The sequence below is a fragment of the Waddlia chondrophila WSU 86-1044 genome (genome assembly GCF_000092785.1).
In the GTDB taxonomy this organism is placed as follows: domain Bacteria; phylum Chlamydiota; class Chlamydiia; order Chlamydiales; family Waddliaceae; genus Waddlia; species Waddlia chondrophila.
This window is the reverse complement of the sequence record NC_014225.1, coordinates 12,155-28,459: the sequence shown is the minus strand read 5'-3', so window position 1 is coordinate 28,459 and position 16,305 is coordinate 12,155. Positions and strand designations below refer to the sequence as shown.

The window sequence follows — 16,305 nt, the reverse complement described above, 5'->3', positions numbered from 1 at the left end:
TGGATGCCGCTAATGATTCCAAATAGCCGTGTGGGAATAGGAAGCTATCCCGATACTCAAGAAAATAGGCGATGGTAGTCATCTTGGAGCCTGACAATATCGTCTTCACCCAAGTAGTTTCCCGATTGAACCTCGATCATTTCGAGCAGAGTGTTTCCTGGATTTTCTAACCGATGAACTTCCCGCACAGGAATGAATGTCGATTCATTCTCATAAACGAAAAACTCCTCTTTTCCTCGAGTGGCTTTAGCTGTCCCTCTGACAACGACCCAATGTTCAGCGCGATGATGATGGTACTGCAAAGAAAGCTTGCTCCCCGGCTTAACGGCAATTTTCTTTACTTGATAGCGGTCCCCCACGATCAACGATTCATAAAATCCCCATGGACGGTAATGACGTTCATGCTTTTCAACTTCCGTACGCTTCGCATCTTTGAGGCGCTGTACAGTAGATTTAATCTGATCTGCATGCGATTTATCAGCAATCAAGATTGCATCTCCTGTATCAACCACAATCAAATCTTTGACTCCAACCGCAACAACAAATTTTTTTTCTGAACGTAAGTAGCAATTCCGAGTATCAATGGCCTCGACATCTCCAATACAGACATTTCCAGCCTTATCCTTATCGGAGTTTTCCCAAATCGATGGCCAAGAACCGATATCCGACCAATCGAAACGAGCAGGAACAACAGCTCCAATGGAAGTTTTCTCCATAACGGCATGATCAAAAGAGATATTCGGACACTCTGCAAACACTTCGCTGGCGAGACGAATAAAGCCCAAATCTTCATTTGAATTTTCAAGTGAACGTCTAGTGAAATGGAAAATATCAGGAGCCAACTTCTCCAACTCTCCCAATATTGTAGAAGCTTTTCCCATGAAAATACCGCTGTTCCAATAATATTGGCCCGAACAGATCAACTCTTCAGCTTTATCTTTTGAAGGTTTTTCAATAAATTTTTCAATTTTTTGTCCATCAGCTTTGATATATCCATACTCGGAAGAGGGGAAAAAAGGAGTGATGCCAAACGTCACCAATTTCCCCTCTTCGGCCAATGGAGCCGCTTTTTCGACAGTGCATCGAAAACCATCCGCATCTTTGATGAGATGATCGGAAGGACAAACAAGAAGAACTGGATCTTTCTCAAGTGCAAAGAAAGCTGCAACGCCGATTGCTGGCGCTGTATTGCGACCCAATGGCTCTAAAATGATGCTTTGAGAAAAAATTCCCATTTCCTCAAATTCGTCTCTTACCATAAATCGATGCTCTTCATTACAAATGACCGTAAGAGACGAAGCGTCTTTGATCGAATGAAGCAGAGTAGCAGTTTCTTGTAAAAGGGTTCTGGAAGAAAAAATTTTATGGAATTGCTTGGGCATCGATTGGCGCGACATCGGCCATAGGCGAGTTCCCTCTCCACCGCATAAGATCACAGGATAAATATTCACAAACCTTCCCTTTCCGTGCTGAGACGATATTCATAAGTGCGATTAAACACTCCCCAATCGGGTTTCTTCCGCGTTCCATCTATCCAACCTTTCCATTTGCTCATCTGTGCGCCAAAGCTCAAGGTTGCCGTTGCCTGGATTAACAACGAACGCTCAGAATGGAAATTTATTGCAAGAACTTTGCTTACAAAGTACTAGAGAACGGTTGCCCACTCTTAGTTGGGTAAGTTCATAGACCTTGGTCTTGGATACGTTGTTGATAGATTAACCAATGGATGCGGTTGACTTCTCTATCTATTTCGGAAAAATTTTCTAATAATTGTTCTTTTCTTAATGAATCCATCAATTCTTCTTTATTGAACAGGTGATAGCCATACTTTAAATGGTTCCATAAACGCCATCCTATAACATAATATTTTTTTGTTAGCGATTCCTTTAAATGATTGTCAGAAAGAACCGAATGACTGGTTGTTGGCACAGCAGCCAAAGAAGCAATATCACCACTACCGGGAAGAATATTTAAAAGTTCTACAATAATTTCTATAGCGCAATTGGGATCGAAAGTATTCGAATCAGCGTAAGCATATTTAGGATGAATATAAATTTTTCGAATTTCTCCTTCTTTCATTTCAGTCATCCCTCTGGAAAGACCTGGAACAAGATGAGAAAGCTCAAAAACCTGTTTTTTCCCACACGATTCGGGAAAAAGATTGTTAAACTTAAAAATAAGGTAGTTGATTCTTACACGAACTGAAGAACTTAACAATGTTTGACCATCGCCTTCTTTAACAACTTGATAAAACAATTCGGAGGGAGTAATAATAGAAATATTTTTTTCATTCGATTTTTCCAACATCCACTTTTCTGAAGCAATCAAATTCTGTTGCGACTTCCATTGCCTTTCTTGCAAACCAGCAGAAAAAAACGCTTCATATTCTTCTTCCGATACAGCCACATTGTGGCTTGAAGCCTCAATTCCCTCGATAATAGCGTCAAGGTATTTTTGATCGGGGAGATTTTTTTTGATTTCGTAAGCAATTAAATCTGAAGGAGTTGTTTTTTGAGAAGACTCAGAAAAACAATAGGAAAAGAAAGTTATAACCATAACCAGCAAGGAAAACAAATAGCGTTTTGTCGAGGTCATTCAAAAATCTCCTGAAGGATTTTTTCTAGAAAACAATCGCTTTCTAAAAGAGCTTGAATCTTTGAGGAGTGCGTTTCATATGCCTTAAGAATTTGATCTGTTTCTTCATCATTTTTGTTAAAAACAGAAAATAACGGAATTTTTTCACACCCCATTTTTCGTGAAGATAACTGTTTATCGCAAAGGAATTGATACTCTTGCAAAAGAGTTGAAAAGTTAAATGCCGGATTAGTTTCAAATGATGGCTCAAAATCAAACCCCATATACCGTCCTTTAAAAGGATCGGAAATTTGCAATCTTTCGAATCGATTTTTTAGAGGAAGAAGCTCCCTACTGTTTAGCGAACGGGCAATACATTCGATCCTACGATAATGCAAGCTATTTTGAGTACCAAACCCCAGAGCAATTCCCAACAAGGCGTAGTCACTCAAAAAATCTTTAGAATTGTCTCGCAAAATATCTATTAACGTTGTTTCTGTAACATCAGGGCCCAAGACGTACTGAAAAAGAATTAAATTTTTTTCCACTACTTCTTGTAATTTATCAGGATTGATCCAGATCAGATGCCTCCATTCAGGATACAAGCTATCAGGGTGATCTTTAAACGAAATGATTAAACGAGCAGAATTGAGCGAGGCAAAATAGCGCTGCCAGACAAGGCTTCCCTCCCAAAGATTTACAGATTTTTCATGCCTTTTCCCCCCGATCCATTCAAGTATGCATTTTGGGTTGTGCATGATTCCTTCAGAACAAACAGGTTTAGAGCCAAAAAGAACAAACCCGCCTTCAGAGTCTTCGAGCATCGTTTTGAAATAAATTTCGAGAGATTTTTTTTCTGTGGTAGTCAAGGATTGGAGGGTCTGCTTCCATTTTGGAATGGCATCATCAGCATGAATTGCCGATAAATGAAATACAAATAAAAAAGCTACCTGTATTCTCAACCGGAGAAAAGGAAAAAATTTCATTATAATTTTTCAAAATTTTTAAATATTTTTCGATTTTTTCAATATATTTTATAAAAAAGACCAGACAAGCCTTGAGGAACTTGAGTTCTGATACTCAAACAAATCAAAACTTACCAAGGTCTTTTTATTCGAATTTGTTCAATCTTTGGGCTTCACATTTAATTATATGGACAGTCTATGCCGGTGCATCCACCATCTGGCCCTGCATAAGGATGTCCGTTAGGACAATCGCCATATATTCCTGCCATAATAAATATTCCTAGATCATCTTGATACAGAGCATCAAGTTTGAAAAAACAATCATCTTCTATGACGAATAGTTGCCCATCAACAACCTCAAGAGATTCAGTCGAAATATATTTTTTATTTTTTAGTTGGGGATCTTCTGTACTAGCAAAACTAAATGAAATGCTTAATAGAGAGATAAGAAAAAAAATACTTGAACTGCTTCATTTTGAAAACCTTCTTTTTCAATTGTTCTGGGGTGTGTTTACCAAACTTTATCCATATTCAAAAAAATCAAATATGAAAAAATGTTAATGAAAAGGATTTTAATCCTAAGAATTAATTTGTGTCTAGGATGTACTTCATATTTCAATGGTTGACATCATTAACTCTCAGGTTTTCACTACTATTCACACCCCCCTATTCCGGGCCTAAGCGATATTCGTAGGCGCGGTTAAACACTCCCCAATCGGGTTTCTTCCGCGTTCCATCTATCCAACCTTTCCATTCACTCATCGGTTCTCCAACGATTCCCAAATCATCTGTGCGCCAAAGCTCAAGGTTGCCGTTGCCGGGATTAACAACGAAGGAAAAATAGTTTTTTACCCAGTTGGTATCGGCAAAAACAAAAGGTTTTGGAAGAGCAAATCCCTCTTGCTGAGCAATCTCAGCAATCAGTTTAGGATAGTTGACACTCCCTGTCGTTTCTAACTTAACCAGCATCATTAGGGATCTGACGATCTCTTGCAGCCCTTTTGCGCTGACAAATTTGGGAGCAGATATTTTTCCTGATAACTGCTCGCAAAGTGAAATGGCCTGTTTTTTTTCCTCATCTGTCAGCTCAACGAGCCGCTCTATGATCCGCTCCACCCGTTCGACAAGCTGATAGCCTGGAGTTAAAGGAAGGGTAGAAAAAAGCACGCTATCGATCTGCTGCGCACTGATGCACCCCCTTCCTCCAATCTGAAGCCCTCGCGTTACTTCAATAGTATCGACCATGTGATAACGGAAATCTTGAGCACTCATCGAACCGCCGATCGCATAAAACGTTTGTTTAAAGTAAGGACGGATATTCGGATGAACATATTCCATTAATTCATCAACAATGAACTTCATCTTCTCATCATCAAGATAAATGCTCCTGACAAAATCCTCAGCAGGTTTTACATATCTGTCCCGCACCCAGGAAAATGTATAATCAGAGCTTTTCCATCCTTCCCGAAAATCGGGAAATCCAGGTTTGAGCAAAAAGGCGTGAGTCGGAGAATGCATCAAAAACGATTTATTTTCTTCCGCAAGAACTTCATCGAGAACCTGCTGCGGAGCTTCTTTTACACAATCGATCAGAAAAATCATCAGCTCCATCGCATTTTCTACCCATCGCGACAAATCCTTCGGCTTTTCCCCCAATCTAAAGTAACAGCTAATCAAAGTCGTTATCGCTCCCCCAGATGTGTAAACCCAAGGCTTTTTTTGAATTTTTTCCATATTTTTCAATGGATCCCGTACAATGGGGGCGCCATGGACGTGCGCCATTCGATGGAATGCCGATTCAAGGAATTCCTCAGAACGGATGTGGGTCACAATCCGCGTCGTGATCTCTGCAAGATCTCCCTCAAACTCTTTCATTTCATCCGAAGCGGACAACTCCCTCTCTGCAGCAGTAAAAAAATTCACAAGAGCATCGATAAATTCTGTATGATTGTGGATCAACGCCCACTGGGAAGTATTGCTTCGCCCATACTTATAGAGCAGCCTGAATCCAGCTGGGCTATCATCATAAGGTCCGGACGTCACTTCGTGAATATCAGGATCGTACACCTCTTGGAAATATTCAGGGAACAGGCGATAGTACCAATCGATCAGCACATCGTAAAGCTGGCTGTAGCGGCGCGCTTTCATGTGCCATTTATCTCTCAAAGCTTCAATGGAATAAAACTCATTTGCCTTTGATTGATACTCTATTCTCACCCATTGCGCATCTTTTTCCGATCCGACGCTGCGGGACCTGCGGCGTAAATACTGCAGCTGATTGTACAGCACCTCATACTCTTCCTGATATCTCCCGACTTTTTCATTGCACTCTTCAAGAAGACGGTTAATCACTTCATACAAACGGGGACCGATCCCTCCGGCATCTTCTGGCTTAAGCCCAAGGCTTGAATAAAGGTTCCATTTCGTAAACTGCGCTTTTGTTTCTGCAAAAGAAGCAAGCGTGAACTCCCAGGTTTTAAGCAACGCATTTTCCGAAAGCGATTTAAAATGGTTTTTTGCCTGTTCAAAAGCGGATAGAAATTGGCGGCAGCGATCCGACTTTCCAGCAGACGCCCCCCTTTCTTTCACAACATGCATCATCAAGCTGTCGTGCACAATTCCTTTTGGCCGAAGCAAAAATTCTTCGACATCTTCTTTAATGAGTTCGAAATAGCGCAGCAAAATTTTTTCTAAAACCTGCTCAGCGTTTGCATAAAACCACCCTCCTGGAGCATCCCAGGTTTCCAAAACAGCTTTAATCAGCTCTTTCAACACCACAAATTGATCATTTAAATGTAGCCGTTCATCGATCGCTCCCACATTCACAAGCGCCCGCAACAACCCGGGAGAGCTCCAAATGCCAGGCTCATCGAAATTCATGTTCTGACTGAAAAGGAAGATCTTCCGCAACTCGCCGGCTCCCCAGCTATAACTGATCGGAACCGCATACTCCTCTCCTTCAACAACTCTTCTCAGGCGTCCTGTAGCAAACATTTCCTGAATATCTTTTAATAAAACTTCAGGCTGCTCCCCTTGGACAATAATCGCCGGAGCCGTGGCAAAACACGATCCGACGTTTTGCCGCAAATAACAAAGCCACGCAGCTAAAGCCGCCTGGCGAGCATGAACATCTGTGATCATCGTTTTCTGAGGAAGCTGCAGTGTATCTCTAATGATCTGTTCTGCGATTTTGTGCATGTTCGGCCGGGTAATCAACAGCAGCTGCCTTTCAATTTTCGGATTGTCCTGCAAGTATTGCAAACTCTTAAGAATGTGTTCGTTTCTTACTGCATCATATTGCCTGTCCGGACCCAATGGATAGACAAATTTTTTTGCTGCTTTCAGAGCTTCTTCAAGCGTTTTCTTATCCAAAAAACCTTCATCGTTTATCAGAAGACGAGCCAACCGGCGCGTTTTTAACTGGTTTCTTACAGAACAACTCTCTTGTAAAAAGGAAATATCAAGCTGTTGGGAAAGCTTCGTATACTCTTTTCCAAAGAGCTGATCAACTTCTAATCTGCGCCGATTTTTCCCGGCTTGATACACAGCACGATGAACCTCAGCATAAAAGCGAGGATCTTCCAAAGGAAGATTGATCTCCGATAAAATATTATCCGACATAAAACCTAATTTTAGTACAAATATACCGAAATCCGTCGATTTTATAAAGAATCTCCATGAACCAAAAAAGCTATTTGTGTAAAATCACGCGAAGGAAATTTATTCAAATCAAAACGGAACACAATGAAAATTACACTCCGAGACAATTCCACTATTGAGACCCCCAATGGCAGCTCTGCCAAAGATTTAGCCAACCAACTGAATCTCAAAGGGCCTGAACAAGCGTTAGCAGTCAACATCAATGGAAAAAACGTTGATTTGGCAACCCCTTTAAATGACGGCGACCTTGTGGTCTTCTGGTCGTTTGACGATCGGGAAGGAAAAGAGATCTTTTGGCATACGTCGGCGCATGTCCTTGCACAAGCTGTCCTTAGAATTTATCCCGATGCAAAACCAACCATCGGCCCTCCAATCGAAACAGGCTTCTATTATGATTTTGCCGATCTGAGCATTTCTGAAAACGACTTTGAGAAAATCGAAAATGAGATGAAAAAAATCGTCAAAGAAAATTATCAATCCGAACGGGAAGTGTTCAACACTAAGAACGAAGCGAAAAGCTCTTTTGCCAGCAATCCCTATAAATGCGAGATGATCGACGGTTTTAGCGAGGAAGAGGAGCTTTCCGGCTACCGCCAAGGAGAATTTTTCGACCTTTGCCGCGGTCCTCATTTGCCTAATTTAGGGAAAATCAAAGCCTTCAAACTTACTAAGACATCCGGCGCCTACTGGCGTGGAAACTCGGAAAACGAAATGCTGACACGCATCTACGGCGTGTCATTTCCAGACAGAGCGCTTTTAAAAGAGTATCTGCATCAAATGGAGGAAGCAAAAAAAAGAGACCACCGCGTGATCGGCTCTAAACTCGACCTTTTTTCCTTTAAGGAGGAAGCTGCGGGAATGCCATTCATCCACCCCAAAGGAATGACAGTCTGGACAGAATTGACCAACTATCTAAGGGAGTGTCTTGGCTCGGCAAACTACGTCGAAATCAAAACGCCAATCATGCTTTCCAGAGGGTTGTGGGAAACCTCAGGCCATTGGTTTAACTACCGCGAAAACATGTTTACCTCTGAAATCGAAGATCATGATTATGCAATTAAACCGATGAATTGCCCGGGATGCATGCTTTACTACAAAAGTCATGTGCACAGCTATCGGGAGCTCCCATTGAGAGTGGCTGAAATCGGAAACGTTCACCGCTACGAACCTTCAGGAGCTCTTTCCGGACTCTTCCGCGTACGGAGCTTTCACCAAGATGACGCCCACATTTTTATGAAGCCTTCCGATATCGAGGGAGAAATCCTTTCTCTCCTCAACCTATTCGAAAAACTTTACTCTACATTCGGCCTAAGTTATCACCTGGAACTTTCAACCAGGCCGGAAAAAGGAACCATCGGCACAGATGAAGAATGGGAACAAGCAACCGCCGGGCTTAAAAACGCTTTGGATAAATGGGGCCACGATTACAAAATCAACGAAGGAGACGGCGCGTTTTACGGGCCGAAAATCGACTTCCATATCCGAGACGCTATCAACCGCACATGGCAGTGCGGAACAATCCAGTTAGATATGGCTCTTCCACAACGCTTTGCGCTTGAATACACCGCTTCTGACGGTGAACGCCACCGCCCGGTGATGCTTCACAGAGCCATTTTTGGTTCAATTGAACGCTTCATGGGAATCTTGATCGAACACTTTGCCGGAAAGTTTCCCTTGTGGATAAGCCCTTTGCAAGCGCGCATTCTCACAGTTGCCGACAGACATGAACCCTACGCGCATGAATTAATGCAGAAACTTAAACAACAAGGATTTAGAGTCGATATCGATGCTACAGGAGAGTCTGTGAGTAAAAAAGTGCGCACCGCTCAATTGACGCAAATTAACTACATCTTGACAGTGGGTGATAAAGAGATGGAGCATAAGACTCTCAATCTGCGTACAAGAGACAATGTCGTCCATGGAGAAATCGATCTGGAAGCGTTTATCATCGCATTGAAGAAAGAGAAAGAGGAAAGAAGTTTAAAGTCTCCCTTTCACAAACAGGAGTCGTAATATGGCAACCCGAAAGAAAATAGCGATCGCGATCAGCAGCTTTAAAGGGGGAACGGCAAAGACATCCACAGCCCTTCATATAGGTTCCGCTTTGTCGCAATTCCATAAACAGAAGACACTCCTTATCGACTTCGATGCCCAGGCAAATTTAACGACAGGGCTGGGTTTTGATCCAGATGAGCATGACAGTCTTGCTCCAGTTCTCCAGGGAAACAAAGAGGTCAAAGAGGTCATCCTGCCGACAAACGTCAAAAACCTCGATATCATTCCGGCAGACACTTGGCTGGAGAGAGTCGAAGTCACCGGTTCACTAGCCGCTGACCGCTATTCTCATGAGCGTCTGCATGATATCATCGAACCCCTCGATTATGATGTAGTGATCATCGACACCCCGCCTTCTCTTTGCTGGCTGACAGAATCCGCCATGATTGCTGCAAAGCACACGCTGATCTGTTCCACTCCTGAATTTTACAGCGTCAAAGGGCTCGAAAGGCTTTCTCAATTTATCGAGAGCATCGGCCAACGGCACCCTTTAAATGTACTTGGTGTCGTGTTGTCATTCTGGAACCAAAGAGGAAAGAGCAATACAACCTTCCTTGACGTGATCGAAAAGACATTTCCCCAAAAAGTACTAAAGACTAAAGTTAGACGGGATATCGCTGTTTCCGAAGCCTCTATTTTTGGAAAACCTTTGTTTGAAACAGCTCCCAAATCAAGAGCAGCGCAAGACTACAAGACACTTTCTAAAGAAATCTTAGACAGGCTTTAGATGTAAAGCCGCTTTACATGGCGATAGCCGACTCAAGAGGAGATACGATGTCAGACGTCAACCAGCTACTGACCAAACGATTGAACAAGACCGAAAAATCATCCAAAATGGCGGAGATGGCCAAGCAGTCCGCACGGGGAAACCTTTCCAGTTTTTCCGGAATTTTCACAGTTTCTGAACTCAATCAGGGTGAAAAAGATTTCATCGAAGCCATCCTCTACGAATACTCGACAGGAAAAGGAAGCATCAATACCGACTTTTCCGAGCTGGTTGCAATCACATCGGAGGTCAAAGCGATCAACCATCAGGCAGCGCTGCTGCATGGGGAAAGAATCAAAAAGGCGCAAAGGGTCCTAACAAACTATCAAGAAGGGGCTTTCACATCCTGGTTGATAGCCGCATATGGCAATAGGCAAACACCTTATAATTTCCTCCAATACTATGAATTTTACTCCTTGATGCCCAAAGGACTTCACCCTCAAATCGAGGCGATGCCAAGGCAAGCGGTCTACACGCTCGCAAGCCGAGAAGGGGAATTGGAAAAAAAGCAGCAGATCGTTGAAAATTATAATGGAGAGACAAAGTCTGAGGTGCTGCACCTTATCCGAGAAACCTTTCCTCTGGAAGACCATGACAAGCGCAGAAGGAATATAGGGGAATCGACCATCAACAGCCTTTACCGATTAATCCAAAACGTCAAAAGCCGCAACGCCCGGATCACCAAGTCGCAGAAAAACGCGATTTTCGAAATGATCGATGAATTCAAAGAGTGGGTTGAGGAATGCAAAACGAGATAGCGGATCTTTATCAATCGCCTTTAACATCTCGTTACGCAAGCGTTGAGATGTCCCGCCTGTTTTCTCCTCAGTTCAAGCACTCTACTTGGAGACGCCTATGGGTGGCCCTTGCAGAATCGGAAAAGGAGCTAGGATTAGACATTTCCCAGAAGCAAATTGATGAGATGACCTCCTGTATTGAATCCATAGACTTTGGCTTAGCTCATCGGTATGAAAGCCAGCTCCATCACGATGTCATGGCTCACATCTATGCTTATGGAGACCAGTGTCCTTCCGCTAGGTCAATCATCCACCTTGGAGCCACATCCTGTTTTGTTACAGACAACACTGACACGATTCAAGCCAAGCAAGCGCTTTCCCTTCTGATTTCACGACTCAAGCAGGTGATTACAAATTTAGCAGACTTTTCCTTGCGGAATAAAGAAACAGCCTGTTTGGGATTTACCCATTTTCAACCCGCTCAGTTGACAACAGTAGGAAAACGGGCATCTCTTTGGACTCAAGACTTGTTTATGGATTTAGAAGAGTTGAGCTATAGAAAAAGCCGTCTTCGTTTTCTTGGTGTTAAAGGCGCAACAGGCACTCAAGCCTCATTTCTTTCCCTATTTAATGGGAACCACGACAAGGTCAAACAGTTGGATGAGAGAGTCTCTGAGAAAATGGGATTTGACCGGCGATTCCCCGTTTCAGGTCAGACCTACACCCGTAAACAAGACACACAAACGTTGAATGCAATGGCGGATTTAGGAGCTAGCTGCCACAAGTTCGCGACAGATCTTAGATTGCTTGCCGGCCTTAAGGAACTGGAAGAGCCGTTTGAAAGTCATCAGATCGGCTCATCGGCCATGCCATATAAACGCAATCCAATGCTTTCTGAAAGAATTTGCTCATTGGGGCGATTTTTGATCTCTCTTTCACAAAACGGTGCCTACACTCATGCGACGCAGTGGCTTGAAAGATCTCTTGACGATTCCGCCAACCGTCGGTTGTCGCTTGCCGAGTCCTTTTTGACAGCAGACGCTCTACTGATTCTCATGGAAAAAGTAACAAAAGACTTAGTTGTCAATAAAGCAATCATTGACAAGCACATCGCAGAAGAGCTTCCTTTTATGGCAACAGAGAACATTTTGATGTCGGCAGTCAAAAAAGGTGGTGATCGTCAATCATTGCATGAAAAGATCCGTATCCACAGCCAGGCTGCTGCGGATGGCATCAAGCAAAGAGGAGAGCCTAATCATTTACTTGAACGGATCAAAGCAGATAACGAGTTTGGCTTGACAAGTGAAGACATTTCCGATCTTATTGACGTCAAAACGTTTATCGGCCGCTCTCCCGAACAGGTGAAAGAGTTTATCAGGACCGTGAAAACCCAACTGGAGGAATTCTCATGATTGGAAGCGCTGAAGTTATTGTCATCTTATGTTTAATTCTTCTTCTTTTTGGTGGAAAGAAGTTGCCTGAATTTGCCCGCAGCTTAGGCAAGGGGATTAGAGAGTTCAAGCGTGCAGTTCATGGAGAAGAAACGACAGACGACAACGATGGAAAGCAGTAACGATCATTTTTGGGGGCATGTCGATGCCCTGCGATCGACTTTAATCCGCGTCCTAGCGACAATAGCGCTGGCCATGAGTGTTGTCCTTTTCTTTCATCGCCCAATCATCGATTTTTTTACCTCCCCTCTGGAATCTAGCGCAATCAAGACAGAATCGATCACCCAATCTAAAATCACCAATACAAGCAGTAACCCCGTTTCCTATTATTTGCAGCATGACAACCGTTATCTCGTCCTTGCTCCCAATGAATCCCTGACCGTGACGGAAACCCACCCTCCGAAGCTTGCTATTTTTAGTCCTTCCGAAGGATTAACAACGATTTTGAAGGTTTGCTTTTGGGTGGGAGCTGCATCTTCTGCTCCCATCTGGCTTTACTGGATTTATCTCTTTGTAGCGCCGGCCCTACACACTTCCGAGAAGAGGCTTTTTATTCCATTTGCTCTCTTTTCTCTATGTTTTTCACTTTTGGGGGTAACATTCTGTTATCTATTCACCATACCGATCGCGAACCAGTACTTGAACGGATTTAATGCCAAGCTTGGCATGAATGTTTGGGGTTTAGAACACTACCTGAACTACACTCTAATTTTGTTAGCCGCCAATGCCATCGCTTTTGAGGCTTGTGTTGCGCTATTCTTTTTGGTGCATTACGGGAAAATTTCTGAAAAGGGAATGAGTAAATACCGCAAGCATGTGATCGTTTCAATTTTTACACTAAGCGCAATTCTCACTCCTCCGGATGTGTTTACTCAAGTGATGATGGCCTTGCCTTTGATGGGATTTTACGAACTCGGCATCGTTTATGCACGGATCAGGCGTAAATCCCGTTGTTCACAAATTTTGACCCATGATTGATATCCATATTTCCTCTACTCACTATCTATGAGAAATGGTATAAAAACTTGCATGAGGTAAAAGGGTAGGAAGTTCGAATCCTCTCACCCAGATTTTTTCACTCAATTTCTTAAAGGAAGTTTTAGTTTATGTGCTGATTTGCTATGATCCCGTCGCATACAAATCAACATTTTTTTGAGAAATAAAATGACTCCACAATACCTCTATAAAATCCTCCCTGTAGAAAATTGGAAAAAAAGTCGAGGTATGGACTCGGCTAAACTAACCGATGCCGATCAAGATTTTATTCATTTCGCAAGAGAAGATCAGCTTGATAGAATCGTAGGCAAATATTGGGATAAAGTTCCAGAATATGTCATTTTGAAAATTGATATAGCAAAATTACCTGGAAAATTGATCTTTGAAGCTAATCCTGGTGGAGAAAACAAATATTACCATCTTTATGGTGGCTCCATTCCATTAGAAGCTGTGATTGAATCAAAAATCATAAAAAAATAGAAACACAGTGGCCTTGCCCATTGTAAGGTCTTTAACTAGAAGTTCCTGTTATTTGCAGCGCATTCTTGCTAGAATGCAAACCTTCACGGAGCTGGCCAGCCAGCTCGTTCGGCGTCAATCTTACAAGGGCGCTATGCGATCGGATTGAACCGTATTCATGAACCCACTTTCCGACAATCCTTCTCGCGTCGGATATGTTTAAAAACCAATACGATACACCTTTTTGTGATTGATTTTCATTCCTTCACAAGAACGATGAGCCCCAACAAACACATGCCCGCCGCTCGCCTCTCTTATGTCGAACCACAAGAATCCGCACGCATATCTTTCTGGATTAATGTGTTACCACTTTCGCGAGACAATATCCTTCAAATTGGCTTTCCATCCGATTTTTGAAGTCGGTTCGGTATATAGGAAGCAGATCAACAGAGCTTGAACCAGAATTAGATAGTTTTTTATTTAGATAGATTCTTAAATCTTAATTGACTAAGAATTAGCAATTCAATAGATTGCTTAAATCTTAGAGACGAAGAGTAAAAAAATTCTCAAAAAATGAAAAAGCATGAATATAAAAACCGCTAAATGTTTAGGTCCTGTAGCAGACCTGGAAAAACACCTTCCAGTGGATTGGTGGCGCTCCATTTTTAATTCCATTTATCTAAAAACAGATGCCGACGTCGTGGAAAACGATACAGCAACTGCACACGAAATCGATATCTTTCTTAATTTCTCCAAAATAGAACCCTCAGATCATATACTCGATCTTTGCTGCGGACAAGGACGCCATAGCCTTGAGTTAGCTAAACGCGGTTACCGCTTTATTACAGGAATTGACAGATCCAGGTATTTAATCCGCCTTGCCCGCAGCAGATCTCAAAAGCTCGGATATCCCATTAAATTCTCAGAAGGCGATGCCAGAAAAATCAAACTGGCAGACCAGTCGATGGATTGCGTGATGATGATGGGAAATTCTTTTGGATACTTTGAGCAAGAACGCGATGATCTAAAAGTTTTAAAAGAAGCCAATAGAGTTTTGTGCGAAGGGGGATTGCTCTACCTTGACGTGACAAACGGCGCCTGGATGAAAGAAAACTACGAAAAAAGATCTTGGGAATGGATCTCTGAAGAGCTGATGGTTTGCAGAGAACGCCATTTGGCTACCGATCTATGCAGGCTGATTTCTCGAGAGCTTGTGACACATGCAGAAAAAGGTGTGATTGCAGATCAATTTTACGCAGAGCGTCTTTACTCATTTGAAGAACTAAAATCTTTACTCTTAGCTGCCGGCTTTGAAAATATTGAACAACAAGATTCCCTCAAAGGAGAATCTTTTCGCAATCAAGATCTTGGCATGATGGCAAACCGCATCTTGATCACAGCAATAGCCCCCAAAAAAAGAAAGCCGGCGACCCGCAAAAACCCTTTCAAAATTCCTTGCACAGTTTTACTCGGAGACCCGCGCATACCCGATGCCATTAAACGGGACGGACAATTTAATCTCGAAGATTTCCATACAATCAATCAAATGAAAGAAGCTCTTAAAAAGATAGAGAACTTTCAATTTTCCTGTTTCGATGATCATAAAAACCTTATCAGAAAGTTCTCCCAAAACCCTCCGCCCTTTGTGATGAACTTATGCGATGAAGGATGGAACAATGATCCTTTTATGGAGCTACATCCAACAGCTTTGATGGAAATGTTAAAAATTCCTTACACAGGAGCCGGCCCCGAGTGCTTATCGATCTGCTACAATAAGTCGACAGTCCGGGCTATTGCCCAATCCATGGATGTGCATGTTCCCAGCGAAATTTGGATTGATCCGTCCAATCATTCAGCAGCGATTCCAAGTATTTTCCCTGCTTTAATTAAGCCTGCATATGGGGATAGCTCGATTGGCATCACACAAAATGCTGTCGTCTATTCAGCAGAAGAGCTTGTCACCTACTTTGACAACCTAAAAGCACAAATGCCCAACATTCCTATCTTGATCCAAGAATTTCTAGATGGAAGAGAATTTAGCGTTGGAGTGATTGGAAATGGAGTTTCTTTAGAAGTTTTGCCTATTCTCGAAGTCGACTATTCCGGCCTGCCTGAAAACCTGCCCAAAATTTTAGGATATGAATCTAAGTGGCATCCCGAATCGCCGTACTGCACACATATACGCTATCACCAAGCACATCTTGATGAAAGCCTGGCAAGAGATTTAATCGATACATCCATCAACCTTTTCCAAAGGTTAAAATGCAGAGATTATGCACGTTTCGATTTCCGTATGGATTCTCAAGGAGAAGCTAAACTTTTGGAAGCTAATCCGAATCCGGGATGGTGCTGGGATGGGAAAATGGCATTAATGGCAGAATTTGCCGGTATCCAATATCACGAATTACTGGAAAAGATCTTAAAAGCTGCAGCTGAACGTTATCCGTATTTAGAGCATGCAGAAACAGATAGCTTTTCGAATAAGGCAGCTCAAAAGCTTAAGAAAAGCTAAAATCTGCGATTGGCTGTAATTAGAGCGCGTCCTCAATTAGCTAAACACGCCCTAATTTACAGCCAATCGCAGATAGAGCTCTATATTTAAAAAATTTTTAAAGAGAGATTGCTTTGTTTGAAAAACTTCG

The 16,305-nt window shown here is 42.5% G+C and carries 12 protein-coding genes; 8 read left to right on the top strand and 4 right to left on the bottom strand.

The window, feature by feature from the left end:
• Positions 1–56: 56 nt before the first annotated feature.
• The 4 genes from WCW_RS00125 to WCW_RS00110 form a co-directional block, all read right to left on the bottom strand.
• Entirely contained in the window at positions 57–1,451 is a 1,395-nt protein-coding gene (locus WCW_RS00125) for a mannose-1-phosphate guanylyltransferase/mannose-6-phosphate isomerase (RefSeq protein WP_013181135.1), read from the bottom strand.
• A gap of 229 nt (positions 1,452–1,680) precedes the next feature.
• Entirely contained in the window at positions 1,681–2,574 is an 894-nt protein-coding gene (locus WCW_RS00120) for an FKBP-type peptidyl-prolyl cis-trans isomerase (RefSeq protein ID WP_162268165.1), read from the bottom strand.
• Between the two features lie 17 nt (positions 2,575–2,591).
• Positions 2,592–3,560: a hypothetical protein gene (locus tag WCW_RS00115; RefSeq protein ID WP_013181132.1), complete on the bottom strand. Its 969-nt coding sequence runs from the start codon at positions 3,558–3,560 to the stop codon at positions 2,592–2,594.
• Positions 3,561–4,205: 645 nt separating this feature from the next.
• A complete protein-coding gene (locus WCW_RS00110) occupies positions 4,206–7,160 on the bottom strand; it encodes a hypothetical protein (protein ID WP_013181131.1) in 2,955 nt (984 codons plus the stop codon).
• A gap of 123 nt (positions 7,161–7,283) precedes the next feature.
• Between WCW_RS00110 and thrS the strand changes: the two genes are divergently transcribed.
• The 8 genes from thrS (at position 7,284) to WCW_RS00070 (ending at position 16,175) form a co-directional block, all read left to right on the top strand.
• On the top strand, positions 7,284–9,212 hold the full coding sequence (thrS, locus tag WCW_RS00105) for a threonine--tRNA ligase (RefSeq protein WP_013181130.1): 1,929 nt from the start codon (positions 7,284–7,286) through the stop codon (positions 9,210–9,212).
• 1 nt (position 9,213) lies between these two features.
• Entirely contained in the window at positions 9,214–9,981 is a 768-nt protein-coding gene (locus WCW_RS00100; RefSeq protein WP_013181129.1) for a ParA family protein, read from the top strand.
• 47 nt (positions 9,982–10,028) lie between these two features.
• Positions 10,029–10,778, top strand: a complete 750-nt coding sequence (locus WCW_RS00095) for a pGP6-D family virulence protein (RefSeq protein WP_013181128.1) — start codon at positions 10,029–10,031, stop codon at positions 10,776–10,778.
• Positions 10,763–12,169, top strand: coding sequence for an adenylosuccinate lyase (gene purB / locus WCW_RS00090; RefSeq protein ID WP_013181127.1), 1,407 nt, complete (start codon positions 10,763–10,765; stop codon positions 12,167–12,169). Before WCW_RS00095 ends, purB begins: the two co-directional genes overlap by 16 nt.
• Positions 12,166–12,330, top strand: coding sequence for a twin-arginine translocase TatA/TatE family subunit (gene tatA / locus WCW_RS00085; RefSeq protein ID WP_013181126.1), 165 nt, complete (start codon positions 12,166–12,168; stop codon positions 12,328–12,330). The genes purB and tatA overlap by 4 nt, the downstream gene beginning before the upstream one ends.
• Entirely contained in the window at positions 12,290–13,186 is an 897-nt protein-coding gene (gene tatC / locus WCW_RS00080; RefSeq protein WP_013181125.1) for a twin-arginine translocase subunit TatC, read from the top strand. The genes tatA and tatC overlap by 41 nt, the downstream gene beginning before the upstream one ends.
• A gap of 186 nt (positions 13,187–13,372) precedes the next feature.
• The gene (locus WCW_RS00075; protein ID WP_041941423.1) at positions 13,373–13,684 is read left to right on the top strand and encodes a DUF952 domain-containing protein; all 312 of its coding nucleotides are present in this window, start codon (positions 13,373–13,375) and stop codon (positions 13,682–13,684) included.
• A gap of 562 nt (positions 13,685–14,246) precedes the next feature.
• Positions 14,247–16,175: a methyltransferase domain-containing protein gene (locus WCW_RS00070; protein WP_013181122.1), complete on the top strand. Its 1,929-nt coding sequence runs from the start codon at positions 14,247–14,249 to the stop codon at positions 16,173–16,175.
• Positions 16,176–16,305: the final 130 nt, after the last annotated feature.